Source organism: Pseudomonas sp. ABFPK (assembly GCF_001586765.1).
Classification (GTDB): Bacteria; Pseudomonadota; Gammaproteobacteria; order Pseudomonadales; family Pseudomonadaceae; genus Aquipseudomonas; species Aquipseudomonas asiatica.
The window spans coordinates 133,591-155,617 of sequence record NZ_LQXW01000034.1; the positions used below are offsets into that span (position 1 = coordinate 133,591).

The 22,027-nt window shown below is 63.4% G+C and carries 22 protein-coding genes; 11 read left to right on the forward strand and 11 right to left on the reverse strand.

Translation table 11 applies throughout. The features are described from left to right. Positions 1 to 100: 100 nt before the first annotated feature. The 6 genes from hisG (at position 101) to WM94_RS19855 (ending at position 6,062) form a co-directional block, all read left to right on the forward strand. Positions 101 to 736 carry an ATP phosphoribosyltransferase gene (hisG, locus tag WM94_RS19830; RefSeq protein ID WP_003257924.1) on the forward strand — a complete coding sequence of 212 codons (636 nt, stop codon included), beginning with the start codon at positions 101 to 103 and terminating at the stop codon, positions 734 to 736. A 134-nt stretch (positions 737 to 870) separates the two neighbouring features. Beyond that, complete coding sequence (gene hisD, locus WM94_RS19835) at positions 871 to 2,196, forward strand: histidinol dehydrogenase (RefSeq protein ID WP_061551956.1); 1,326 nt, start codon at positions 871 to 873, stop codon at positions 2,194 to 2,196. Positions 2,197 to 2,198: 2 nt separating this feature from the next. After that, a complete protein-coding gene (gene hisC, locus WM94_RS19840; RefSeq protein ID WP_051096612.1) occupies positions 2,199 to 3,245 on the forward strand; it encodes a histidinol-phosphate transaminase in 1,047 nt (348 codons plus the stop codon). 208 nt (positions 3,246 to 3,453) lie between these two features. Continuing rightward, positions 3,454 to 4,104: a FadR/GntR family transcriptional regulator gene (locus WM94_RS19845; RefSeq protein WP_025337831.1), complete on the forward strand. Its 651-nt coding sequence runs from the start codon at positions 3,454 to 3,456 to the stop codon at positions 4,102 to 4,104. A 13-nt stretch (positions 4,105 to 4,117) separates the two neighbouring features. After that, on the forward strand, positions 4,118 to 5,398 hold the full coding sequence (locus WM94_RS19850; protein WP_061551957.1) for an MFS transporter: 1,281 nt from the start codon (positions 4,118 to 4,120) through the stop codon (positions 5,396 to 5,398). Positions 5,399 to 5,576: 178 nt separating this feature from the next. Next, a complete protein-coding gene (locus tag WM94_RS19855) occupies positions 5,577 to 6,062 on the forward strand; it encodes a nuclear transport factor 2 family protein (protein ID WP_061551958.1) in 486 nt (161 codons plus the stop codon). Here the strand turns inward: WM94_RS19855 and WM94_RS19860 are convergent. After that, positions 6,041 to 6,913: a hypothetical protein gene (locus WM94_RS19860; RefSeq protein ID WP_039612749.1), complete on the reverse strand. Its 873-nt coding sequence runs from the start codon at positions 6,911 to 6,913 to the stop codon at positions 6,041 to 6,043. The genes WM94_RS19855 and WM94_RS19860 overlap by 22 nt on opposite strands. 57 nt (positions 6,914 to 6,970) lie before the next feature. Between WM94_RS19860 and WM94_RS19865 the strand changes: the two genes are divergently transcribed. Beyond that, entirely contained in the window at positions 6,971 to 7,267 is a 297-nt protein-coding gene (locus WM94_RS19865; protein WP_039612750.1) for a GIY-YIG nuclease family protein, read from the forward strand. Positions 7,268 to 7,389: 122 nt separating this feature from the next. Here the strand turns inward: WM94_RS19865 and yejK are convergent, their stop codons facing one another. Further along, on the reverse strand, positions 7,390 to 8,397 hold the full coding sequence (yejK, locus tag WM94_RS19870; protein ID WP_013971093.1) for a nucleoid-associated protein YejK: 1,008 nt from the start codon (positions 8,395 to 8,397) through the stop codon (positions 7,390 to 7,392). A 370-nt stretch (positions 8,398 to 8,767) separates the two neighbouring features. On the opposite strand from yejK, the gene WM94_RS19875 reads away from it, so the two are divergent. Then, on the forward strand, positions 8,768 to 9,049 hold the full coding sequence (locus WM94_RS19875) for an HU family DNA-binding protein (protein WP_003257928.1): 282 nt from the start codon (positions 8,768 to 8,770) through the stop codon (positions 9,047 to 9,049). 50 nt (positions 9,050 to 9,099) lie between these two features. On the opposite strand, the gene rlmF is transcribed toward WM94_RS19875, so the two are convergent. The 5 genes from rlmF to WM94_RS19900 form a co-directional block, all read right to left on the reverse strand. Next, a complete protein-coding gene (gene rlmF, locus WM94_RS19880; protein WP_061551959.1) occupies positions 9,100 to 10,050 on the reverse strand; it encodes a 23S rRNA (adenine(1618)-N(6))-methyltransferase RlmF in 951 nt (316 codons plus the stop codon). Positions 10,051 to 10,167: 117 nt separating this feature from the next. Beyond that, positions 10,168 to 13,014, reverse strand: a complete 2,847-nt coding sequence (locus tag WM94_RS19885) for a valine--tRNA ligase (protein ID WP_013971095.1) — start codon at positions 13,012 to 13,014, stop codon at positions 10,168 to 10,170. Between the two features lie 209 nt (positions 13,015 to 13,223). Continuing rightward, complete coding sequence (locus tag WM94_RS19890) at positions 13,224 to 13,589, reverse strand: hypothetical protein (protein ID WP_013971096.1); 366 nt, start codon at positions 13,587 to 13,589, stop codon at positions 13,224 to 13,226. A gap of 5 nt (positions 13,590 to 13,594) precedes the next feature. Next, a complete protein-coding gene (locus tag WM94_RS19895) occupies positions 13,595 to 14,026 on the reverse strand; it encodes a DNA polymerase III subunit chi (protein WP_003257931.1) in 432 nt (143 codons plus the stop codon). A 49-nt stretch (positions 14,027 to 14,075) separates the two neighbouring features. Continuing rightward, positions 14,076 to 15,569, reverse strand: a complete 1,494-nt coding sequence (locus WM94_RS19900) for a leucyl aminopeptidase (protein ID WP_003257933.1) — start codon at positions 15,567 to 15,569, stop codon at positions 14,076 to 14,078. A 14-nt stretch (positions 15,570 to 15,583) separates the two neighbouring features. Here WM94_RS19900 and WM94_RS19905 point away from each other — a divergent pair, with 14 nt between their 5' ends. From WM94_RS19905 to lptG, 3 genes are read left to right on the forward strand one after another with little or no spacing between them, the layout of a single operon-like run. Beyond that, positions 15,584 to 15,874, forward strand: a complete 291-nt coding sequence (locus WM94_RS19905) for a hypothetical protein (protein ID WP_003257935.1) — start codon at positions 15,584 to 15,586, stop codon at positions 15,872 to 15,874. Further along, a complete protein-coding gene (gene lptF / locus WM94_RS19910) occupies positions 15,871 to 16,986 on the forward strand; it encodes an LPS export ABC transporter permease LptF (RefSeq protein WP_015269075.1) in 1,116 nt (371 codons plus the stop codon). The genes WM94_RS19905 and lptF overlap by 4 nt, the downstream gene beginning before the upstream one ends. Further along, on the forward strand, positions 16,979 to 18,040 hold the full coding sequence (lptG, locus tag WM94_RS19915; RefSeq protein ID WP_015269076.1) for an LPS export ABC transporter permease LptG: 1,062 nt from the start codon (positions 16,979 to 16,981) through the stop codon (positions 18,038 to 18,040). The genes lptF and lptG overlap by 8 nt, the downstream gene beginning before the upstream one ends. Before the next feature lie 202 nt (positions 18,041 to 18,242). Here lptG and WM94_RS19920 read toward each other — a convergent pair whose 3' ends face one another. The 4 genes from WM94_RS19920 to WM94_RS19935 all read right to left on the reverse strand — a co-directional run bounded on the left by WM94_RS19920 (position 18,243) and on the right by WM94_RS19935 (position 21,917). Then, positions 18,243 to 18,731 carry an RDD family protein gene (locus WM94_RS19920; RefSeq protein ID WP_015269077.1) on the reverse strand — a complete coding sequence of 163 codons (489 nt, stop codon included), beginning with the start codon at positions 18,729 to 18,731 and terminating at the stop codon, positions 18,243 to 18,245. A 91-nt stretch (positions 18,732 to 18,822) separates the two neighbouring features. Next, on the reverse strand, positions 18,823 to 19,035 hold the full coding sequence (locus WM94_RS19925) for a cold-shock protein (protein WP_003257941.1): 213 nt from the start codon (positions 19,033 to 19,035) through the stop codon (positions 18,823 to 18,825). A 356-nt stretch (positions 19,036 to 19,391) separates the two neighbouring features. Then, positions 19,392 to 20,513: a glycine cleavage system aminomethyltransferase GcvT gene (gene gcvT / locus WM94_RS19930; RefSeq protein ID WP_061551960.1), complete on the reverse strand. Its 1,122-nt coding sequence runs from the start codon at positions 20,511 to 20,513 to the stop codon at positions 19,392 to 19,394. Positions 20,514 to 20,540: 27 nt separating this feature from the next. Then, complete coding sequence (locus WM94_RS19935; protein ID WP_061551961.1) at positions 20,541 to 21,917, reverse strand: L-serine ammonia-lyase; 1,377 nt, start codon at positions 21,915 to 21,917, stop codon at positions 20,541 to 20,543. Positions 21,918 to 22,027 lie beyond the last annotated feature (110 nt).

The following is a 22,027-nucleotide window of genomic DNA, read 5'->3' on the forward strand; positions in this document are numbered from 1 at the left end:
GGGGTGGGATTTGCCCGCTTTCGCAGGATGTGCCTAACGAATTGAATGCGGTCGGGCTCGACGCCCGGCCGGCAGTAGCCGCTTAAGGACCGACGTTCCAATGTTGACCATCGCGCTTTCCAAAGGCCGTATTCTCGACGATACCCTGCCGTTGCTGGCCGAGGCCGGTATCGTGCCGACCGAGAACCCGGACAAGAGCCGCAAACTGATCATCCCCACCACGCAGGACGATGTGCGCCTGCTGATCGTGCGTGCCACCGACGTGCCGACCTATGTCGAGCATGGTGCCGCCGACCTGGGTGTGGCCGGCAAGGATGTGCTGATGGAGTACGGCGGCCAGGGCCTTTACGAGCCCCTGGACCTGCAGATTGCCCGTTGCAAGCTGATGACCGCTGGCGTGGTCGGCGCACCCGAGCCCAAGGGCCGTCTGCGCGTGGCTACCAAGTTCGTCAACGTAGCCAAGCGCTACTACGCCGAACAGGGCCGCCAGGTCGACATCATCAAGCTGTACGGCTCGATGGAACTGGCTCCGCTGATCAACCTCGCCGACAAGATCATCGACGTGGTCGACACCGGCAACACCCTGCGTGCCAACGGTCTGGAGCCCCAGGAACTGATCGCCACGATCAGCTCGCGCCTGGTGGTCAACAAGGCCTCCATGAAAATGCAGCACGCCCGTATCCAGAGCCTGATCGACACGCTGCGCGGAGCGGTCGAATCGCGACACCGCGGCTGACTCTCTACCGACTGCGCGCGGCCTTCGCTGCCGCGCCCGTCTATCCGCGTCATAGCCATTTTTCTCGGGTGCCCGCGCGGATGGACTGGTAGCCTAGGGCGCCTGAGCATTCGCCAATAATCGAGGCCCTCGCCATGACCGTGTCCACTGCAATTGCCCGTCTCAACGCTGCTGATCCGGATTTCGCCCGACATCTGGATCATCTGCTGAGCTGGGAAAGTGTGTCCGATGACGCGGTCAACCAGCGCGTGCTCGACATCATCAAGGCCGTGCGCGAGCGTGGCGATGCGGCATTGGTGGAATTCACCCAGCGTTTCGATGGTGTCGATGCCAAGTCCATCGATGACCTGATCCTCGGTCGCGAGCGCCTGGAACTGGCCCTGACCCGCATCACCCCGGTCCAGCGCGAAGCCCTGGAAAAGGCTGCCAACCGTGTGCGCATGTACCACGAGCGGCAGAAGCAGGACTCCTGGCAGTACACCGAGGCCGACGGCACCGTGCTTGGCCAGAAGGTCACCCCGCTGGACCGCGCCGGCCTGTATGTGCCGGGTGGCAAGGCGTCGTACCCGTCGTCGGTGCTGATGAACGCCATCCCGGCCAAGGTCGCCGGTGTGGCCGAAGTGGTGATGGTGGTGCCGACCCCGCGTGGCGAGGTCAACGAGCTGGTGCTGGCGGCTGCCTGCATCGCCGGTGTCGACCATGTGTTCACCGTCGGTGGCGCCCAGGCTGTCGCCGCCCTGGCCTACGGTACCGAAAGCGTGCCGCAGGTGGACAAGATCGTCGGCCCGGGCAACATCTACGTTGCCACCGCCAAGCGCCACGTGTTCGGCCAGGTGGGTATCGACATGATCGCCGGCCCGTCGGAAATCCTCGTGGTGTGCGACGGCCAGACCGACCCGGACTGGATCGCCATGGACCTGTTCTCCCAGGCCGAGCACGACGAAGATGCCCAGGCCATCCTGGTCAGCCCGGACGCCGCCTTCCTCGACCGCGTTGCCGCCAGCATCGACAAGCTGCTGCCGACCATGGAACGTGCCGAGATCATCGAGAAGTCGATCAATGGCCGTGGTGCGCTGATTCAGGTGCGTGACATGCAGCAGGCCATGGAAGTGGCCAACCGCATTGCCCCGGAGCACCTGGAACTGTCGGTCGCCGACCCGCAGGCCTGGCTGCCGCACATCCGCCACGCTGGCGCGATCTTCATGGGCCGCCACACCAGCGAAGCGCTGGGCGACTACTGCGCAGGGCCCAACCACGTGCTGCCGACCTCCGGTACCGCGCGTTTCTCGTCGCCGCTGGGGGTTTATGACTTCCAGAAGCGTTCGTCGATCATTTTCTGCTCCGAGCAGGGCGCGTCCGAGCTGGGCCACACCGCCTCGGTCCTGGCCCGTGGCGAGTCGCTGACCGCCCACGCCCGCAGCGCCGAATACCGCATCCTGACCCAAGAGAAGGGGAACTGAGCATGAGTCGATTCTGGAGCCCCTTCGTCAAGGACCTGGTGCCTTACGTGCCGGGCGAGCAGCCCAAGCTGGCCCGCCTGGTCAAGCTGAACACCAACGAAAACCCCTACGGCCCTTCGCCCAAGGCGCTGGAGGCCATGCGCGGCGAGCTGAACGACAACCTGCGCCTGTACCCGGACCCGAACGGTGACCGGCTGAAGCAGGCGGTGGCCGAGTACTACGGCGTGACGCCGGCACAAGTGTTCGTCGGCAACGGCTCGGACGAGGTGCTGGCGCACATCTTCCACGGCCTGTTCCAGCACGACGCACCGCTGCTGTTCCCTGACATCAGCTACAGCTTCTACCCGGTCTACTGCGGCCTGTACGGTATCGCCTTCGAGCAGGTGGCGCTGGACGAGCAGTTCCAGATCCGCATCGAGGACTACAACAAGCCCAATGCCGGCATCATCTTCCCCAATCCCAACGCGCCGACCGGTTGCCTGATGCCGCTGCAGGCGGTGGAGCAGTTGCTGCAGGCCAACCGTGATTCGGTGGTGGTGGTCGATGAAGCCTACATCGACTTCGGTGGCGAAACGGCGATCAGCCTGGTGGACCGCTACGACAACCTGCTGGTCACCCAGACCCTGTCGAAGTCGCGTTCGCTGGCCGGGCTGCGGGTTGGCCTGGCGGTGGGCCACCCGGACCTGATCGAGGCGCTGGAGCGGATCAAGAACAGCTTCAACTCCTACCCGCTGGACCGTGCCGCGATCGTCGGCGCAGCGGTGGCGTTCGAGGACCGCGAGTACTTCGAGGAAACCTGCCGCAAGGTGATCGACAGCCGCGAGGTGTTGGTCGGGCAGCTGCAGGCCAAGGGCTTCGAAGTGCTGCCGTCGGCGGCCAACTTCATCTTCGCCCGCCATCCGCAACAAGATGCTGGTGAGCTGGCTGCACGCCTGCGCGAGCAGGGCGTGATCGTGCGCCACTTCAAGCAGCCGCGCATTGCCCAGTTCCTGCGCATCACCATCGGTACGCCAGAGATGAACCAGGCGCTGCTCGATGCGTTGAACTGACGGTATTGCAAGCTGCCGTGACGCGGCTCTTGTGGGAGCGGGCGTGCCCGCGAACACCGGCAACGCCGGTGCCATCCATCGCGTTGGATTCTTCGCGGGCATGCCCGCTCCCACAGGGATTTCCACTATCGCCAGAAACCATCAGTGTTTGCTGTATTGCCGGTATACATTATGCTGACCAGATTCATCGGATGATTGGTTGAGTAGCATGAGTACCGAATTGACCAAGCGGTCCCTGGTCGAACTGGCCGTCGAGCGCATGCGCGAACGCATCGTGCTGGGCGACTGGCAGGTTGGTCAGCGTTTGCCGACCGAGCCGGAACTGGCCCTGCAGTTGGGCATAAGCCGCAACACCGTACGCGAGGCCATGCGTGTGCTGGCATTCAGTGGCCTGGTGGAGATCCGCCAGGGCGACGGCAGCTACCTGCGCACGGCCCAGGACCCGCTGCAGGCGGTGCAGGCGATGTCACGCTGCACGCCCGAGCAGGCCCGTGAAACCCGGCACATCCTCGAAGCCGAGGCCATCGGCCTGGCCGCACTGCGCCGAACCGACGCCGACCTGCAGGCGCTGCGTGATGCCCTGGCCAACAGTGCCGGGCATTTTCACGGTGATATCGATGCTTATGTGGCCTGCGACCTGGTGTTTCACCAGCGGCTGGTCGATGCCGCCCACAACCCGGCCTTGAGTGAGCTGTACCGTTACTTTTCCGGGGTGGTGGCTGCCGCGCTGCAGCACAACATGGCGACCGTGCCGCGCTGCCAGGCCACGTTCGACCTGCATGGGCAGATCCTTGCCGCCATCGAGCAACGCGATGCGGAGCAGGCCAAGCGCCTGAGCCGTACCCTTATCGAATCCTGACTCCGAGAAGGCCATGGCTGATTCCATCACCCGTAACACCCCACCGAGCGAGCGGGACCTCGAAGAGTTGCTGATCGACGCCGAGGCTGACGACGAACAGGTCCAACAGCAGCCGGTACAGGTACAGCGGCCTTGGCTGTTGTTGCTCGGCCTGGTGCTGGTGGCTTTGAACCTGCGCCCGGCATTGTCGAGCATGGCGCCAGTGCTGGGCCAGGTGTCCGAAGGCCTGGGGCTGAACGCCTCGCAGGCCGGTTTGCTGACCACCTTGCCAGTGCTGTGCCTGGGCCTGTTCGCCCCTTTGGCGCCGGTGCTGGCGCGGCGCTTTGGCAGCGAGCGGGTGATCCTCGGCATTCTCGCCACCCTGGCGCTTGGCATTGTCGTGCGCAGTAGCCTGGGGGCTGCCGGGGTGTTCCTTGGCAGCCTCATGGCGGGGGCCAGCATCGGCATCATTGGCGTGCTGTTGCCGGGCATCGTCAAGCGCGATTTCCCGCAGCACGCTGGCACGCTGACCGGCGTGTACACCATGGCGTTGTGCCTGGGCGCCGCCATGGCGGCTGGCGCCACGGTGCCCCTGGCCCAGCATTTCGACGGCAGCTGGGCGCTGGGGCTTGGCTTCTGGATGTTGCCGGCCCTGCTGGCCATGCTGGTATGGCTGCCGCAGGCCCGCCAAGGTCATGGCCTGCACAAGGTCGCCTATCGCGTGCGTGGGCTGTGGCGTGATCCGCTGGCCTGGCAGGTGACCCTGTACATGGGCCTGCAGTCGTCACTGGCCTACATCGTCTTTGGCTGGTTGCCATCGATCCTGATCGGTCGCGGCCTGAGCCCGACCGAGGCGGGGCTGGTGCTGTCGGGGTCGGTGATCGTGCAGCTGGTCAGTTCGCTCAGTGCGCCCTGGCTGGCCACTCGCGGCAAGGACCAGCGCCTGGCGATCGTGCTGGTCATGCTGATTACCCTGGCCGGCCTGTTCGGTTGCCTGTATGCGCCGCTTTCCGGGCTGTGGGGCTGGGCGGTTGTGCTGGGCCTGGGGCAGGGCGGTACCTTTGCCCTGGCGCTGACCTTGATCGTGCTGCGCTCGAAGGATGCCCATGTCGCGGCGAACCTGTCGAGCATGGCGCAGGGGGTGGGTTATACCCTGGCGTCGATGGGGCCGTTTGCGGTGGGGCTGGTACATGACCTGACTGGGGGCTGGGTGGCAGTGGGGTGGATTTTTGCCGTGCTGGGGGCGGGGGCCATCGTGTTCGGCCTGGGGGCCGGGCGGGCTTTGCATGTGCAGGTGAGCAGCGAGAAAGTCTGAAGGGGCATGTGGCATTGCCGGCCTCTTCGCGGGTAAACCCGCTCCCACAGGGATTGCACACATCTTGAAGTCATGTTGTACCTGTGGGAGCGGTTTACCCGCGAAAGGGCCGGTACTGGCATAACCAACCGGGGAAGATTATCGTGCTGCTTTCGACTCCCAGGACGGACCAGCCCCCATGAGCGACGCCAACCGCGACCTGATCACCCGCTTCTACCAGGCCTTCCAGCGCCTGGACGCCGAGGCCATGGTCGCCTGCTACAGCGACGATATCGTCTTCAGCGACCCGGTCTTCGGCACCTTGCGTGGCAAGGATGCAGGCGACATGTGGCGAATGCTCACCAGCCGGGCCAAGGACTTCACCCTGACCTTCGACAACGTCCGCGCCGATGAACACACTGGCGCCGCACATTGGGTGGCCACCTACCTGTTCAGCCAGACCGGCCGCATCGTGGTCAACGATATCCAGGCGCGTTTCGTGATCCGTGACGGGCTGATCTGCCAGCACGATGACCAATTCGACTTGTGGCGCTGGTCGCGGCAGGCGCTGGGTGTGCCTGGCATGCTGCTGGGCTGGTCGCCGCTGGTGCAGAACAAGGTACGCCAGCAGGCTTTCAAAGGCCTGCGGGCATACCAGCATGCTCAAGGCAGCGCTACCGCCTGATCACTCTCGTGATAGCTGAAGGCGGCGCGTTCATCGAGGTCGTTCGGTAGACGAATACGAATGACAGGTATGAATGTGCCGTTGGTCCTGTGCCAATCCTGCTGATCGGCCTGAGCTTGTTGCAATGCGCCGTGAGCGCCTTCGATATGGAAGAACGACTGGATTGGCAGCCTGCTGGACTGCTCTTCGTCCCAGGCACCGATCACCACTTCGTTCCACGGGAAAGGTAGCTCGGGCGCAAACAACTGTTTGGCACGTACGCTCTGGTTGAAGGCTTCAGCGCGTTCAGGAACCCGCGCCTGGCGGATATCGAATGCGCATTGGGCCTTGTAGTCGCCGCTTTGCCGGAATCGCTCCATCCATTGCTCGGCAGTGACTATCCCCTGTTCATGGCAGGCCGCTTCGGTTGCGGCCGTCTGCCGATTGTCGCCGCAACCTCGGTTGTCACGCTCCCAGGTATCACCGTCAGTGGGCAAGGCGCATAGCATTTCGTAGCGCAAGCTATCTTTTGGGCGTTGCAGCAGCGGGTACAGGGTAAAGCCACTACGGCCGTCGGCAGCCAGCTGCGTGGTGGGAATGTCGCTGCGCAGATATGAAAACGATACGCCGCCTTTGTCCTTGCTGTTCTGGCTATGATGCCAGGAATGATAACGCGGTGAAGGTTTGGTCGACCTTAGCAAGACGCCCGAACAGGCGTGGGCAGGTACCGCGTTGCCCGGACAATGCGCGGGCGTGGAGTCATAGTTTTTTTGCAACTGCTCGGCGGTCCGGGCGCCGATAGAGGCCTGGGCGGTGGATACGCCGGCCAATAGGGCGACGGCAAGCAAGGTGCGGGATACTGAAGTGAGCATGATGAAGCCCTTATGGGGAGTGGGCTCACCAAATTAATGATGGAAAGAGCAGGGGTCATGAGTGAAAAAGTGCAGGATCAGGCAGTAAAGCCCTGGTATGTCTACTTGGTAAGGGCTGCCAATGGATCGCTGTATTGCGGTATCAGCGATGACCCGCAGCGGCGCTTTCTGGCGCACCAGAAAGGGCAGGGCGCGCGCTACTTCAAGACCAGCCCGGCCCAGGCGCTGGTGTATGTGGAGCAATGGCCGGACAAGGGCGAGGCGTTACGCCAGGAGCGGCTGGTGAAGCGGCTGCGCAAGTCGGCGAAGGAGGCGTTGGTGGCCTCCTATGGCGCAGTAGTGGCTGCTAATTAGGGCCGCTTCGTGCCCCATCGCCGGCAAGCCAGCTCCCACTTCGGCTGCATAGACCTCAGGCCTGTGCAGTACCTGTGGGAGCTGGCTTGCCGGCGATGGGCTGCGCAGCAGCCCCGGGGCCATCAGTCCTTGCGCCGCTTCAACTGATCCACCAAGGTGGTCGGAAGGCCCTTGATGATCAAGGTCCCTGCCGCTTCGTCATACTCGACCTTGTCCCCCAGCAGATGCGCTTCGAAGCTGATCGACAACCCCTCGGCACGGCCGGTGAAGCGGCGGAACTGGTTGAGGGTGCGCTTGTCTGCGGGGATTTCCGGCGACAGGCCGTAGTCCTTGTTGCGGATGTGATCGTAGAACGCCTTGGGCCGGTCCTCGTCGATCAGGCTGGACAGCTCTTCCAGCGTGACCGGCTCGCCGAGCTTGGTCTGGGTAGTGGCGTACTCGACCAGGGTCTGGGTTTTTTCGCGGGCAGACTCTTCCGGCAGGTCTTCACTCTCGACGAAGTCACTGAAGGCCTTGAGCAGGGTGCGGGTTTCGCCCGGGCCGTCGACGCCCTCCTGGCAGCCGATGAAGTCACGGAAGTAGTCCGAGACCTTCTTGCCATTCTTGCCCTTGATGAACGAAATGTACTGTTTGGAGTTCTGGTTGTTCTTCCACTCCGACAGGTTGATGCGCGCCGCCAGGTGCAACTGGCCAAGGTCGAGGTGGCGCGAAGGCGTCACATCAAGCTCGGCGTTCACTGCCACACCTTCGCTGTGGTGCAGAAGGGCGATTGCCAGGTATTCGGTCATGCCTTGCTGGTAGTGGGCAAACAGGATGTGGCCGCCGGTGGACAGGTTGGATTCTTCCATCAGCTTTTGCAGGTGCTCCACGGCCACACGGCTGAAGGAGGTAAAGTCCTTTTCTTCGTCCAGGTACTGCTTCAGCCAGCCGCTCAGCGGGTAGGCGCCGGACTCGCCGTGGAAAAAGCCCCAAGCCTTGCCTTGCTTGGCGTTGTAGCTGTCATTGAGGTCGGCCAGCAGGTTTTCGATGGCGTCGGAGGCAGCCAGTTCGGAATCGCGGGCATGCAGCACGGCGGGGCTGCCATCGGGCTTTTTGTCGATCAGGTGAACGATGCAATGACGGATTGGCATGGAATTCTCGGCGAGCTGCAAAAGTCGTCCAGTTTACCCTAGACACCAGGTGATGCAGTGGCCGGATGTTGGCAGAAATGCCGGTTGTTCGTTTTTTGTTCAATTTTGTGCGTTTTGGGCTAAAACCCCCGAAAAACCTGCATTAAATCGAAGCGTGCAGCGGATATTTATCTGCTCCTGTGGTAGCTTTGCGCGGTCTTGCGCCCCTTGTGTGGCGCATTGCTGGCAGCGTGCTGTCGTCGTGTCGAACCAAACGTCGATTTGCGTATCTACATACGCGATTGGCGCGGCCCTCCACTTTCAGGGGCTGGCCCGATAACGTCGTAGTCCGCTGCATAACCATCGAATTTGATAGGGAAGGAACACCACCATGGCATTGACCAAAGACCAACTGATTGCCGACATCGCCGAATCGATCGCCGCGCCAAAAGCCACCGCCAAGAACGCTCTGGAGCAACTGGGCCAGATCGTTGCCGACCAGCTGGAAAACGGCGCTGAAATCACTCTGCCAGGCATCGGCAAACTGAAAGTCGCTGAGCGTCCTGCCCGTACCGGCCGCAACCCTTCGACTGGCGCTGCCATCGAAATCGCTGCCAAGAAAGTCGTCAAGTTCGTTCCGGCCAAAGTGCTGACCGACGCCATCAACAAGTAATTGTTGAAGCTTTGACGAAACCGCGCCCGGCTTGCCCGGACGCGGTTTTTTCATGCCTGGGTTTTACGCCCGGCGTGCCAGGCCTGGCGCGCCTCGTCGTCGTGGAAGCTCCAGGCGACCATGCGGCTTTGCTTCTGCCCCTGGCCCATTTCACTAATGCGCACGGCCTTGGCGCCCGCTTTCCTGAGCGCAGCCTCGATCCCCGGCAAGTTGCTGGCCTTGGACACCAGGCTGGTGAACCACAGTACCCGTTCGGCGTACTGCACGCTTTCACTGACCAGTTGGCTGACAAAGCGGATCTCGCCGCCTTCGCACCACAGTTCGTTGTTCTGGCCACCGAAGTTGAGCACCGGCAGCTTGCGCTTGGGGTCCTGCTTGCCGAGGTTCTTCCACTTGCGCTGGCTACCACGGGTGGCTTCGTCGCGTGAGGCATGGAAGGGCGGGTTGCACAGGGTCAGGTCGAAGCGTTCGCCCTCCTGCAGCAGGCCGCTGAGGATGTGCGCACGGTTGGCCTGTTGGCGCAGGGTGATGGCCTTGCCCAGGCCGTTGGCCTGGACGATGGCCTTGGCCGAAGCCAGGGCCACGGGGTCGATGTCCGAGCCAAGGAAGCGCCAGCGGTAGTCGCTGTGGCCCAGCAGCGGGTAGATGCAGTTGGCCCCCACGCCGATGTCCAGCGCACGCACCTGGGCGCCCTTGGGGATCTCGCCGGCATTGTCATCGGCCAGCAGGTCGGCGGCGACGTGAATGTAGTCGGCGCGGCCGGGAATCGGCGGGCACAGGTAGTCGGCGGGGATATCCCAGTGCTGGATGCCGTACTGGGCCTTCAGCAGCGCACGGTTGAACACCCTTACGGCCTCGGGGTTGGCGAAGTCGATGCTGGGTTTGCCGTGGGGGTTGGTGATGGTGAAGCGCGCCAGGTCAGGGTGGGCCTTTATCAGGCTGGGGAAGTCGTAGCGGCCCTGGTGGCGGTTGCGCGGGTGCAGGGTGGGTTTTTCGGTCATGATGGGGTCCTGAAAAGCATCGCCGGCAAGCCAGCTCCCACAGGTACAGCGCTTTCCTGTGGGAGTCGGCTTGCCGGCGATGGGCTGCGAAGCAGCCCGCTATGGCTTCACTTTTGGTTACAGCGCTGCAATCCGCGCATGCTGCTCGGTGAAGTTGGCCAGGGCCTGTTCGGACTCGGCCAGCTTGGCGCGTTCCTTCTCGATCACGGCAGGTGGTGCCTTGTCGACGAAGGCGGCGTTGGACAGCTTGCCACCCACGCGTGCCACTTCACCCTGCAGGCGCTGGATTTCCTTGTTCAGGCGCGCCAGCTCGGCATCCTTGTCGATCAGGCCGGCCATTGGCACCAGCACTTGCAGGTCACCGACCAGGGCGGTGGCCGACAGCGGCGCTTCGTCGGCATCGCCCAGTACGGTGAACGATTCGACCTTGGCCAGCTTCTTCAGCAGGGCTTCGTTTTCCTGCAGGCGACGCTGGTCGTCGGCGTTGGCGTTCTTAAGGAACAGCGGCAGCGGCTTGCCCGGGCCGATGTTCATTTCGGCGCGGATGTTGCGCAGGCCGACCATCAGCTCCTTGAGCCACTCGATGTCGCCTTCGGCGGCAGCATCGATGCGGCTTTCATTGGCCACCGGCCATGGCTGCAGCATGATGGTCTTGCCTTCGATGCCGGCCAGCGGCGCGATGCGCTGCCAGATTTCTTCGGTGATGAACGGCATGAACGGGTGCGCCAGGCGCAGCGCCACTTCCAGCACGCGCACCAGGGTGCGGCGGGTGCCACGGGCGCGCTCGACCGGGGCGTTCTCGTCCCACAGCACCGGCTTGGACAGCTCCAGGTACCAGTCGCAATACTGGTTCCAGATGAACTCGTACAGCGCCTGGCTGGCCAGGTCGAAGCGGAACTGCTCCAACTGGCGGGTCACTTCGGCTTCGGTACGCTGCAGCTGCGAGATGATCCAGCGGTCGGCCAGCGACAGCTCGTATGCCTCGCCGTTCTGGCCGCAGTCCTCGCCCTTGTCCAGCACGTAGCGGGCGGCGTTCCAGATCTTGTTGCAGAAGTTGCGGTAGCCTTCGACGCGGCCCATGTCGAACTTGATGTCGCGGCCGGTGGAGGCCAACGAGCAGAAGGTGAAGCGCAGGGCGTCGGTGCCGTAGCTGGCGATACCTTCGGGGAACTCGGCCTTGGTCTGCTTGGCGATTTTCTCGGCAAGCTTGGGCTGCATCATGCCGCTGGTGCGTTTTTCCAGCAGGGCGTCGAGGGTGATGCCGTCGACGATGTCCAGCGGGTCCAGCACGTTGCCCTTTGACTTGGACATCTTCTGGCCCTGGCCGTCACGTACCAGGCCGTGCACGTACACGGTCTTGAACGGTACCTGCGGGGTGCCATCCTCGTTCTTGATCAGGTGCATGGTCAGCATGATCATGCGCGCAACCCAGAAGAAGATGATGTCGAAGCCGGTTACCAGCACGTCGGTGGAGTGGAACTTCTTGAGGAACTCGGTCTGTTCCGGCCAGCCCAGGGTAGAGAAGGTCCACAGGCCCGAACTGAACCAGGTGTCGAGTACGTCGTCGTCCTGGCGCAGGACCACGTCGGCGCCCAGGTTGTGCTTGGCGCGCACTTCTTCCTCGTTGCGGCCGACATAGACTTGGCCGGCCTCGTCGTACCATGCCGGGATGCGGTGGCCCCACCACAGCTGGCGGCTGATGCACCAGTCCTGGATGTCACGCATCCAGGAGAAGTACATGTTCTCGTACTGCTTGGGCACGAACTGGATGCGGCCATCTTCCACTGCGGCGATGGCAGGTTCTGCCAGCGGCTTGGTGGAAACGTACCACTGGTCGGTCAGCCACGGCTCGATGACGGTGCCCGAACGGTCGCCCTTCGGCACCTTCAGCGCGTGGTCGTCGATGCTGACCAGCAGGCCCTGGGCATCCAGGTCGGCGACGATCTGCTTGCGTGCGACGAAGCGGTCGAGGTTGGCGTACTGGGCCGGCAGGCGGGTGTCCACCTGCTCGTTGACGCTGCCGTCGAGGTTGAAGGCCTGCGCGCTGGCCAGCACGAAGGCATTCTTGTCGAAGATGTTCAGCAGCGGCAGGTTGTGGCGTTTGCCGACTTCGTAGTCGTTGAAGTCGTGGGCCGGGGTGATCTTCACGCAGCCGGTACCGAACTCGGGGTCGCAGTAGTCGTCGGCGATGATCGGGATGCGGCGGCCGACCAGCGGCAGTTCGACGAACTTGCCGATCAGTGCCTGGTAGCGCTCGTCGTTCGGGTTGACTGCCACGGCCGCGTCACCCAGCAGGGTTTCCGGACGGGTGGTGGCGACGACCAGGTAGTCCTTGCCTTCGGCGGTCTTGGCGCCATCGGCCAGTGGGTAGCGCAGGTTCCACAGGTGGCCCTTCTCGTCGTGGTTCTCCACTTCGAGGTCGGAGATGGCCGTGTGCAGCTTGGTGTCCCAGTTGACCAGGCGCTTGCCGCGGTAGATCAGGCCGTCTTCATGCAGGCGCACGAAGGCTTCCTTGACCGCTTCGGACAGGCCGTCGTCCATGGTGAAACGCTCGCGGCTCCAGTCGACCGACGAGCCCAGACGGCGGATCTGACGGCTGATGTTGCCGCCGGACTGGTCCTTCCATTCCCAGACCTTTTCCAGGAACTTTTCGCGGCCCAGGTCATGACGGTTCTGGCCCTTGGCCTCTAGCTGGCGCTCGACCAGCATCTGGGTGGCGATACCGGCGTGGTCGGTGCCTGGCTGCCACAGGGTGTCGCGGCCTTGCATGCGGCGGAAACGGATCAGGGCGTCCATGATCGCGTTGTTGAACCCGTGGCCCATGTGCAGGCTGCCGGTCACGTTCGGCGGCGGGATCATGATGGTGTAGGACTCGCCTGCACCTTGTGGAGCGAAATAGTTCTCGGACTCCCAGGTGTTGTACCAGGAAGTTTCGATGGCGTGCGGCTGGTAGGTCTTATCCATGCGCGGCGGGACCCTGTGCATTTATTCGGGAAAGCCGGGAAGTATAACCAAGCTGGGGGCCGCAGGCGACAAGCTGCTGCTATCTGGCAGGCAGGGACGGCCTATTCGCGGGTAAACCCGCTCCCACAGGAGCTGCGCAAGCTTTAAGACTTGCGCCGGTCCTGTGGGAGCGGGTTTACCCGCGAAGAAGGCATCGCCGAATTTCGGTTCTACTCGGAACGCTTGATCAACCGCTCAATCCGCGCATCCAGCCGGCGCTTGATCTCGTTCTCGATGTGCGGGGTAAAGTCGTTGATCACGTCCTGCATGATCATCTGCGCCGCCGCACGCAGTTCGCTTTCCAGGTGCAGCAGGGTGTCCTGGCGACGAGTCTGCGGGTCATCTTCGGGTTCGGCAGCTACCGGTTCGGCCGCAGGCACATGATTGCCGGGCGCTTCTTCCAGCAGCAACGGGATCTGCTCCACCGTCTCGGTCAGCAGCGGTGGTTGCAGGTCGGCGTCGCCAAGCAGCTGGCGTATCGACTCGAGGTCATCGAGCAGATGGGCGGAATCGGGCAGGGGGGAGGGCTTGTCCATCGTCGTCAAAGTCGCTGTAAGCGGTGGTCTTGCAGAGCATAGCCCTGTTCACGGTAGAAACGGAATCGTTCACGGGCCGATTGGCGGATGCCAGGCTCTTCAACGACGATTTCGGCCACCCGCTCGAACTGGCCGACGAAGGCCGGTACGCCGGCGCCCAGGTTGATCAACAGGTCGTGGTGGTCGCCCGCACTGTCGGCGGCCAGGCCCAATGCCACGCTGGCATCGGCATGCACCTCCGCGAGGTCGTGGGGCACGAAGGCCTCGCCCTTGAAGCGCCACAGGCGTTGGTCCAGCTCGTTGCGCTGCTCGGCGTCCTGGCAATGCAGGTAGACCCGGTGGCCGAGGCGCCAGGCCTTTTCGCATAGCTTGCAGGCGAAATCGAGCCGCGCCGACAGCGAGTCGGTGGGCAGGATGTAGAAATCGACTTTGCTCATGGTGGTATCGCCGGCCGGTGGCGCGCGCGGCGCCACCGGCTCAATGGCGTCAGGCGCCGGCGCGGTCCAGCAGGTACTGGGTCAGCAGGGGTACAGGGCGGCCAGTGGCGCCCTTGTCCTTGCCGCCGCTGACCCAGGCAGTGCCGGCGATGTCCATGTGCGCCCAGTCGTAGGCCTTGGCAAAGCGCGACAGGAAGCAGCCGGCGGTGATGGTGCCGGCCTTCGGCCCGCCGATGTTGCCCATGTCGGCGAACGGGCTGTCCAGCTGCTCCTGGTACTCATCGAACAGCGGCAGCTGCCAGGCACGGTCGTCGGCGCGCTTGCCGGCGTCGAGCAACTGGCCGACCAGGTCGTCGTTGTTGCCCATCAGGCCAGTGGTGTGGCTGCCCAGGGCGACGATGCAGGCACCGGTCAGGGTAGCGATGTCGATGACTGCCTGCGGCTTGAAGCGCTCGGCGTAGGTCAGGGTGTCGCACAGCACCAGGCGGCCTTCGGCGTCGGTGTTGAGGATTTCCACGGTCTGCCCGCTCATGGTGGTGACGATGTCACCCGGACGGGTGGCGCCGCCGCTCGGCATGTTCTCGGCGCAGGCCAGCAGGCACACCAGGTTGACCGGCAGCTGCAGCTCGAGCACCGCACGCAGGGTGCCGAGCACGCTGGCGGCACCGCACATGTCGTACTTCATTTCGTCCATGCCGGCGCCAGGCTTCAGGCTGATGCCGCCGGTGTCGAAGGTAATGCCCTTGCCCACCAGCACGAACGGCTTGTCCGCCTTCTTGCCGCCCTGGTAGTTGAGCACGATCAGGCGTGGCGGCTGGTCGCTGCCCTGGCCGACGGCGTAGAACGCGCCCATGCCGAGGTCCTTGATCTTCTTCTCGTCCAGCACTTCGACTTTCAGCGCCTTGTGCGCCTTGCCCAGGTCCTTGGCCTGTTCGGCCAGGAAGCTTGGGTGGCACAGGTTGGGCGGCAGGTTGCCCAGGTCGCGCGTGAAGGCCATGCCGGTAGCGATGGCACTGGCATGCTTGACGGCACGTTCGACCTCGGCCTGGCCGGCCTTGTCGGTCAGCAGGGTGACCTTCTTCAGGGCGCGCGGCTCTGCCTTCTGGCTCTTGAAGCGATCGAACACGTACTCGCCGTCGAGCAGGGTTTCGGCCAGCAGGCGGTACTTGCCGTAGTGCGCGTCACGGTTGCTGACCGCAATGTCGTCCAGGGCCAGCACGGCGTCAGCGCCGTTCAGACCCTTGAGCACGCCGGCGACGCTGGCGACCAGTTTGCGCCAGGCGCGGTCGCCCAGGGCTTCGTCCTTGCCGCTGCCCACCAGCAGCACGCGCTCGGCCTTCAGGCCCGCGAGGTTCTGCAGGAGCAGGGTCTGGCCCGGCTTGCCGGCCAGGTCGCCACGTTTGAGCACGGCACTGATGGCGCCTTCGCTGGCCTGGTCGACGGCCTTGGCCACGGCGCCGAGCTTGCGGTTTTCACCTACCGGGAGGACCAGGGTGGCGGTTTTTACGGATGCAGCAGCTACGCTTTTTACAACCAGTTCCATGTCAGGATCCCCGAATGATCGATACAGTCGGCGCTGTGTATTCCAGCGCTCTGGACGGGCCTGGCCGCGTCGTCGCGCGCCAGCGGAAAAGCTGCCAGTTTGAGCCTGCGGCAAGCGTGCTGACAACCCCGTTATGCGCCTTCATGCGCGGCGAAGTGACAGGGGCGGTCAATCACAGGATAATGCGCGCACTTTACATGGAGGTTCGCCTTTGGCGAACCGGCATTGGTCTTGGCTGTACTAAGTCATTGTCTGGCGCCATTGATTGGCAGTCCGCCCTGACAACCCAGGAGTGTCTGGTTTGATCGTCTTTCGTTATCTGTCCCGCGAGGTCCTGGTGACCTTGAGCGCCGTCAGCGCCGTGCTGCTGGTGATCATCATGAGCGGGCGCTTCATCAAGTACCTGGCCCAGGCTGCCCAGGGTGTGCTCGACCCGAGCGTGCTGTTCCTGATCATGGGCTTCCGTCTGCCGGGCTTCCTGCAGCTGATCCTGCCTTTGGGGCTGTTCCTCGGCATTCTCCTGGCGTACGGACGCCTGTACCTAGAAAGCGAGATGACCGTGCTGTCGGCCACCGGCATGAGCCAGCAGCGCCTGCTGGGCCTGACCATGGCGCCGGCCGCCCTGGTCGCCCTGCTGGTGGCCTGGCTTAGCCTGAGCCTGGCACCGCTGGGCGTGGCCCAGGTGCAGCAGATCATCGCCCAGCAGGATGCCCTGACCGAGTTCGACACCCTGGTGCCGGGCCGCTTCCAGACCCTGCGCGACGGCTCGCGGGTGACTTACACCGAAGAGCTGTCGGACGACCGCATCAACCTGGCCGGGGTGTTCATTTCCGAGAAGCGCTTCAACCAGGACAAGACCAAGGACCGCGCCCCGTCGGTGCTGGTTGCCGAAAAAGGCCACCAGGAAATCCAGGCCGACGGCAACCGCTACCTGGTGCTGGAAAACGGCTACCGTTACGACGGCAACCCGGGCCAGGCCGATTACCGTGCAATCAAGTACGACACCTACGGAGTGCTGCTGCCCAAGCCGGAAGTCGCCGAGGAAGTGACCGATCGCGAAGCCATCCCCACTTCCGAGCTGATCGGCAAGAAGGGCCTGCGTGAGCGCGCCGAGCTGCAATGGCGGCTGTCGCTGCCGATCCTGGTGTTCATCGTCACCATGCTGGCGGTGCCGCTGTCCCGGGTCAACCCGCGCCAGGGCCGCTTCCTCAAGCTGCTGCCGGCAATTCTTCTGTACATGGCCTACCTGACAATGCTGATTTCCGTACGCGGCGCCCTCGAGAAGGGCAAACTGCCGATCGCCCTGGGCATGTGGTGGGTCCACGGCCTGTTCCTGCTGATCGGCCTGGGCCTGATGTACTGGGAGCCGCTGCGCCTCAAGCGCGCCGCCCGTCGTGCGGAGGTGGCCCATGGGTAAGCTCGACCGCTACATCGGCCAGAGCGTGCTGCTGGCCATACTCGCCGTGCTGGGGATCATCCTCGGCCTGGCTTCGCTGTTTGCCTTCATCGACGAGATGAGCGACCTGAGTGACACCTACACGGTGATGGAGGCGGGCAACTTCGTCCTGCTGACCGCACCGCGGCGGCTGTACGAAATGCTGCCGATGGCCGCCTTGATCGGCTGCCTGATCGGCCTGGGTAGCCTGGCCAGCAGCAGCGAACTGACCATCATGCGTGCTGCAGGGGTTTCCATCGGGCGCATCGTCTGGGCGGTGATGAAGCCGATGCTGGTACTGATGCTGGTCGGTCTGCTGATCGGCGAGTACGTGGCGCCGGTGACCGAGAACAAGGCCCAGGCCGACCGTTCCCTGGCCCAGGGGGGGGGTGAGGCGCAAAGCTCCAAGCGCGGCATGTGGCACCGCCAGGGCGAGGAGTACGTGCACATCAACGCCGTGCAGCCTAACGGCCTGCTGCTGGGTGTGACCCGTTACCGCTTCGACAGCGAGCGCAAGATTGTCACCTCGAGCTTCGCCCGCCGTGCACAGTACCAGGACGACCACTGGATGCTCAGCGACGTGCGCACCACCTTCTTCCGTGGCGACCACACCGAAGTGGTGACCGCGCCGCAGGAGCGCTGGGACGTTTCGCTCACGCCGCAACTGCTCAATACTGTGATCCTCGCGCCGGAGTCGCTGTCCATCACCGGGCTGTGGGACTACATCCACTACCTGTCCGACCAGGGCCTGAACAATGCCCGTTACTGGCTGGCGTTCTGGACCAAGGTATTGCAGCCGATGGTGACCGCGGCGCTGGTGCTGATGGCCATTTCCTTCATCTTCGGCCCGCTGCGTTCGGTAACCCTTGGGCAGCGCGTGTTCACCGGTGTACTGGTAGGCTTCGTGTTCCGCATCGCCCAGGACCTGCTGGGGCCCTCGAGCCAGGTGTTCGGCTTCCCGCCGCTGCTGGCGGTGGTGATCCCGGCAGGCATCTGTGCGCTGGCCGGTGTGTGGTTGTTGCGCCGGGCAGGTTGATGGCCTGAGCTGTACAAAAAAAGCCGACCTCGGGGTCGGCTTTTTGCTGCTTGACCAATAGCTGTAGACTAGCGGCGAACTTGTAGGAGCAGCCTTGTGCTGCGAAAGGGCCGGTCTGGCAAAACACTCTCGTTGCCAGTGATGGCCTCTTCGCAGCACAAGGCTGCTCCTACAGGTACATTGGTTGCCCTGAAGCTTGTACTTATCTCTTCTGCTTAGGCACCCGCACCAGCTGGCTTTCCGAATAGATGTCATGCCAGCCCCTCTGGCGCTTGTCGATCAACGCCCAGAAAAAACCCAGCCCCAGGCACAGCCACGAGGCAATCGACACCACGAAGCGCAGCAGCGCCTGCCACAGGCTGATGGCCGTGCCATCGGCGTTCTGTACCCGCACGCCCCACACCTGCATGCCCAGGGTCTGCCCGCCATGGGTCCAGAACTTGGCAAAGAAACCGAACAGGACGAACAGCAGCACCGTCGACAGCAGAGGGTCGCCGTCCAGTGCGCCAGCCTCGGTCAATTCACGCATGCGGGCTTCGCCGATGATCGCCATCTGGATCATCTTGTAGGCGCCGGCGGTCACGATCAGCAACGCCGTGCACAGCAGGAAGTCGTAGAACATCGCCGCCAGGCGTCGGCCCAGGCCGACCGGAGGAAAATCACCCTGGGGTGTGAGCAGAGGCTTGGACATGCAAAACGGCTCCAGAAGACGAAGCCGCTATTCTACGGGCAAAAAAAAGCCCCTGCACTTGGCAGGGGCTTTTCTCGAAGTCGGGTTCGGCTTAGCCGGCGACCTGAACTTTGTCAGCCTGCATGCCTTTCTGGCCCTGGACTGCTTCGAAGGTGACCTTCTGGCCTTCTTTCAGGCTCTTGAAGCCGTTACCTTCGATAGCGCGGAAGTGCACGAACAGATCCGGACCGCTTTCTGGGGTGATGAAGCCGTAACCTTTTTCGTCATTGAACCACTTGACGGTACCGTTCTGACGCTCAGCCATTGTCTTATTTCCTATGAAGCTTGAATTTTGATGACAGTTTCTTTTGCAATAAAGGAAGCAAAAGATTACTGGGCTGGGTTGCAGGAAAGTAAGAGACGTCGAACGGGTTGTAGCAGATTGCGGCTACTGGCCCAGGTCACGAACTGTTGCGACCCATGCAAACACAGTGCAGTGACTCTACGCCAACTCCCGAGCGAAAAACAAGCCCTTGGTCGTATGGAAAATCGGCCGTTTGCCGATAACCGACCGATTTGTCGGAAACGGCATGGCGCCTGGCCTGGCGCCATGTTCAAAAGTTATTGGACAGGTTCGAAAACGAATATGTCGAACCTGCCCGCAACCTTCACAAAACGGCTTCAGCCCCGGTAGTAACGTTGTGCCACAAAAGGCATTTTGCTGACTTTCAAGGCAACCTTCTTGCCACGCACCACGGCAAACAGTGGGGTGTCGATAGCGGTATGTTCACTATCGATATAACCCATTGCTACAGGTGCACCGAGTGTCGGGCCAAAGCCGCCGCTGCACACTTTGCCTACAGGTTCATCGTTTGCATCGACAATATCCGCGCCTTCACGTACTGGGGTACGCTCCTGCGGCAACAGGCCCACACGTTTGCGCGCCACACCATCACGCTGATGGGCGAAGATGGCTTCGGCACCCGGGAAGCCGGCGGCACGCGCGCCATCGGCACGGCGAACCTTGGAAATGGCCCACAGCAGGCTGGCTTCCACCGGCGTGGTCTCGGTGTTCATGTCGTGACCATACAGGCACAGGCCGGCTTCCAGGCGCAGCGAGTCACGCGCACCCAGGCCGATCGGTTGTACTTCGGGCTCTGCCAGCAGGCGGCGGGCCAGGGCTTCGGCGGCAAGTGCCGGTACCGAGATTTCGTAGCCGTCTTCGCCGGTGTAGCCTGAGCGGCTGACAAAGCAGTCTTCACCCAGCAGTTTCACCGGGCGGAACTGCATGAAGGTCATGCCGGCCACTTCCGGGGCCAGGCGTTCCAGCACCTTGACTGCCGCCGGGCCTTGCAAGGCCAGCAGGGCGCGCTGCTCGAACAGTGGCTGTACCTCGCAACGGCTGCCGATGTGCGCTTGCAGGTGGGCCAGGTCCTGATCCTTGCAGGCGGCGTTGACCACAAGGAACAGCGTGTCGTCGCCCAGGTTGGCAACCATCAAGTCATCGAGGATGCCGCCTTGCTCATTGGTGAACATGGCATAGCGCTGCATGCCCACCGGCAGGTCGATGATATCCACCGGCACCAGGCTTTCCAGGGCCTTGGCGGCATCGCTGCCGCGCAGGGTGATCTGGCCCATGTGCGAGACATCGAACAGGCCGGCCTGCTCGCGTGTGTGCAGGTGTTCCTTGAGCACGCCCAACGGGTACTGCACCGGCATGTCATAGCCGGCGAACGGCACCATGCGCGCACCCAGTTCCAGGTGCAGGGCGTGCAGTGGGGTCTTGAGCAGTGTTTCGGACATCGGTGACTCCTTGCTGTTGTTGTCGGGTCAACATTCGATGATGTTGACGGCCAGGCCGCCACGGGCGGTCTCTTTGTATTTGCTTTTCATGTCGGCGCCGGTCTGGCGCATGGTGCGGATGACCTTGTCGAGCGACACGTAGTGCTGCCCGTCGCCGCGCAAGGCCATGCGCACCGCGTTGATCGCCTTCACCGAGCCCATGGCGTTGCGCTCGATGCAAGGCACCTGGACCAGCCCGCCAATCGGGTCGCAGGTCAGGCCCAGGTTGTGTTCCATGCCGATTTCGGCAGCGTTTTCCACCTGTTGCACGCTGCCACCCATCACCTCGCACAGCGCCCCGGCGGCCATCGAACAGGCCACGCCGACCTCGCCCTGGCAGCCTACTTCGGCACCGGAGATGGAGGCGTTTTCCTTGTACAGGATGCCGATGGCCGCGGCGGTGAGCAGAAACCGCACCACCCCGTCCTCGTTGGCTCCCGGTACGAAGCGCATGTAGTAATGCAGCACCGCCGGGACAATGCCCGCCGCGCCGTTGGTCGGCGCGGTGACCACGCGCCCGCCGTAGGCGTTCTCCTCGTTCACTGCCAGTGCATAGAGGTTGACCCAGTCGAGCACCGACAGGGCATCGCGCAGGCTGGCCTCGGGATTGCGGCTCAGTTGGCGGTACAACGCCGGCGCTCGGCGCTTTACCTTCAGCCCACCCGGCAGGATGCCTTCATGCCGGCAACCGGCTTCGACACAGTCCTGCATCACCTGCCAGATGCGCAACAGCCCGGCACGGGTTTCCGCCTCGGGGCGCCAAGCCGCCTCGTTGGCCAGCATTACCTGGCTGATCGACAGGTTTTGCCCGGTGCAATGACCGAGCAGCTCCTTGGCGGTCTTGAACGGGTAGGTCAGCGGTGTGCTGTCCTCGACGATGCGGTCGTGGCCGGCAGCGTCCTGGTCGACCACGAAACCGCCGCCCACCGAGTAGTACTCGCGGCTGCGGATTTGCAGGCCGGCCTCGTCGAAGGCGCGGAAGATCATGCCGTTGGGGTGGTAGTCCAGCGGCTTGCGGATCATCGCCAGGTGCTGCTTTTCGATGAACGCGATGCTGTGCTCGCCGAGCAGGTTCAGCCGACCGCTGTCGCGGATGGCCTGCAGGCGGGCAGGGATGGTGTCGGTGTCGATGACATCGGGGTGTTCGCCTTCAAGGCCCAGCAGCACGGCCTTGTCGCTGCCGTGGCCCTTGCCGGTGGCGCCGAGCGAGCCGTACAGCTCGGCCTTGACGCTGACCGTGCCGGCAAGCAGGCCATCACGACGCAGCCCTTCGGCGAAGCGCGCGGCGGCGCGCATCGGGCCGACCGTGTGCGAGCTGGAGGGGCCGATGCCGATCTTGAACAGGTCGAAGACGCTCAAAGACATGGTGGACCTCCAGCCAGGATATTGGGCAAACGGTGAACTCTGTGGGAGCGGGCGTGCCCGCGAATGCGTGGTTGAAGCCAACATCGCATTCGCGGGCACGCCCGCTCCCA

What these genes read in the sequence shown, in the direction of transcription:
- hisG (WP_003257924.1), top strand. Translation starts at nt 101, where the DNA reads ATGTTGACCATCGCGCTTTCCAAAGGCCGTATTCTCGACGATACCCTG.
- hisD (WP_061551956.1), top strand. Translation starts at nt 871, where the DNA reads ATGACCGTGTCCACTGCAATTGCCCGTCTCAACGCTGCTGATCCGGAT.
- hisC (WP_051096612.1), top strand. Translation starts at nt 2,199, where the DNA reads ATGAGTCGATTCTGGAGCCCCTTCGTCAAGGACCTGGTGCCTTACGTG.
- WM94_RS19845 (WP_025337831.1), top strand. Translation starts at nt 3,454, where the DNA reads ATGAGTACCGAATTGACCAAGCGGTCCCTGGTCGAACTGGCCGTCGAG.
- WM94_RS19850 (WP_061551957.1), top strand. Translation starts at nt 4,118, where the DNA reads ATGGCTGATTCCATCACCCGTAACACCCCACCGAGCGAGCGGGACCTC.
- WM94_RS19855 (WP_061551958.1), top strand. Translation starts at nt 5,577, where the DNA reads ATGAGCGACGCCAACCGCGACCTGATCACCCGCTTCTACCAGGCCTTC.
- WM94_RS19860 (WP_039612749.1), bottom strand. Translation starts at nt 6,913, where the DNA reads ATGCTCACTTCAGTATCCCGCACCTTGCTTGCCGTCGCCCTATTGGCC.
- WM94_RS19865 (WP_039612750.1), top strand. Translation starts at nt 6,971, where the DNA reads ATGAGTGAAAAAGTGCAGGATCAGGCAGTAAAGCCCTGGTATGTCTAC.
- yejK (WP_013971093.1), bottom strand. Translation starts at nt 8,397, where the DNA reads ATGCCAATCCGTCATTGCATCGTTCACCTGATCGACAAAAAGCCCGAT.
- WM94_RS19875 (WP_003257928.1), top strand. Translation starts at nt 8,768, where the DNA reads ATGGCATTGACCAAAGACCAACTGATTGCCGACATCGCCGAATCGATC.
- rlmF (WP_061551959.1), bottom strand. Translation starts at nt 10,050, where the DNA reads ATGACCGAAAAACCCACCCTGCACCCGCGCAACCGCCACCAGGGCCGC.
- WM94_RS19885 (WP_013971095.1), bottom strand. Translation starts at nt 13,014, where the DNA reads ATGGATAAGACCTACCAGCCGCACGCCATCGAAACTTCCTGGTACAAC.
- WM94_RS19890 (WP_013971096.1), bottom strand. Translation starts at nt 13,589, where the DNA reads ATGGACAAGCCCTCCCCCCTGCCCGATTCCGCCCATCTGCTCGATGAC.
- WM94_RS19895 (WP_003257931.1), bottom strand. Translation starts at nt 14,026, where the DNA reads ATGAGCAAAGTCGATTTCTACATCCTGCCCACCGACTCGCTGTCGGCG.
- WM94_RS19900 (WP_003257933.1), bottom strand. Translation starts at nt 15,569, where the DNA reads ATGGAACTGGTTGTAAAAAGCGTAGCTGCTGCATCCGTAAAAACCGCC.
- WM94_RS19905 (WP_003257935.1), top strand. Translation starts at nt 15,584, where the DNA reads ATGATCGATACAGTCGGCGCTGTGTATTCCAGCGCTCTGGACGGGCCT.
- lptG (WP_015269076.1), top strand. Translation starts at nt 16,979, where the DNA reads ATGGGTAAGCTCGACCGCTACATCGGCCAGAGCGTGCTGCTGGCCATA.
- WM94_RS19920 (WP_015269077.1), bottom strand. Translation starts at nt 18,731, where the DNA reads ATGTCCAAGCCTCTGCTCACACCCCAGGGTGATTTTCCTCCGGTCGGC.
- WM94_RS19925 (WP_003257941.1), bottom strand. Translation starts at nt 19,035, where the DNA reads ATGGCTGAGCGTCAGAACGGTACCGTCAAGTGGTTCAATGACGAAAAA.
- gcvT (WP_061551960.1), bottom strand. Translation starts at nt 20,513, where the DNA reads ATGTCCGAAACACTGCTCAAGACCCCACTGCACGCCCTGCACCTGGAA.
- WM94_RS19935 (WP_061551961.1), bottom strand. Translation starts at nt 21,917, where the DNA reads ATGTCTTTGAGCGTCTTCGACCTGTTCAAGATCGGCATCGGCCCCTCC.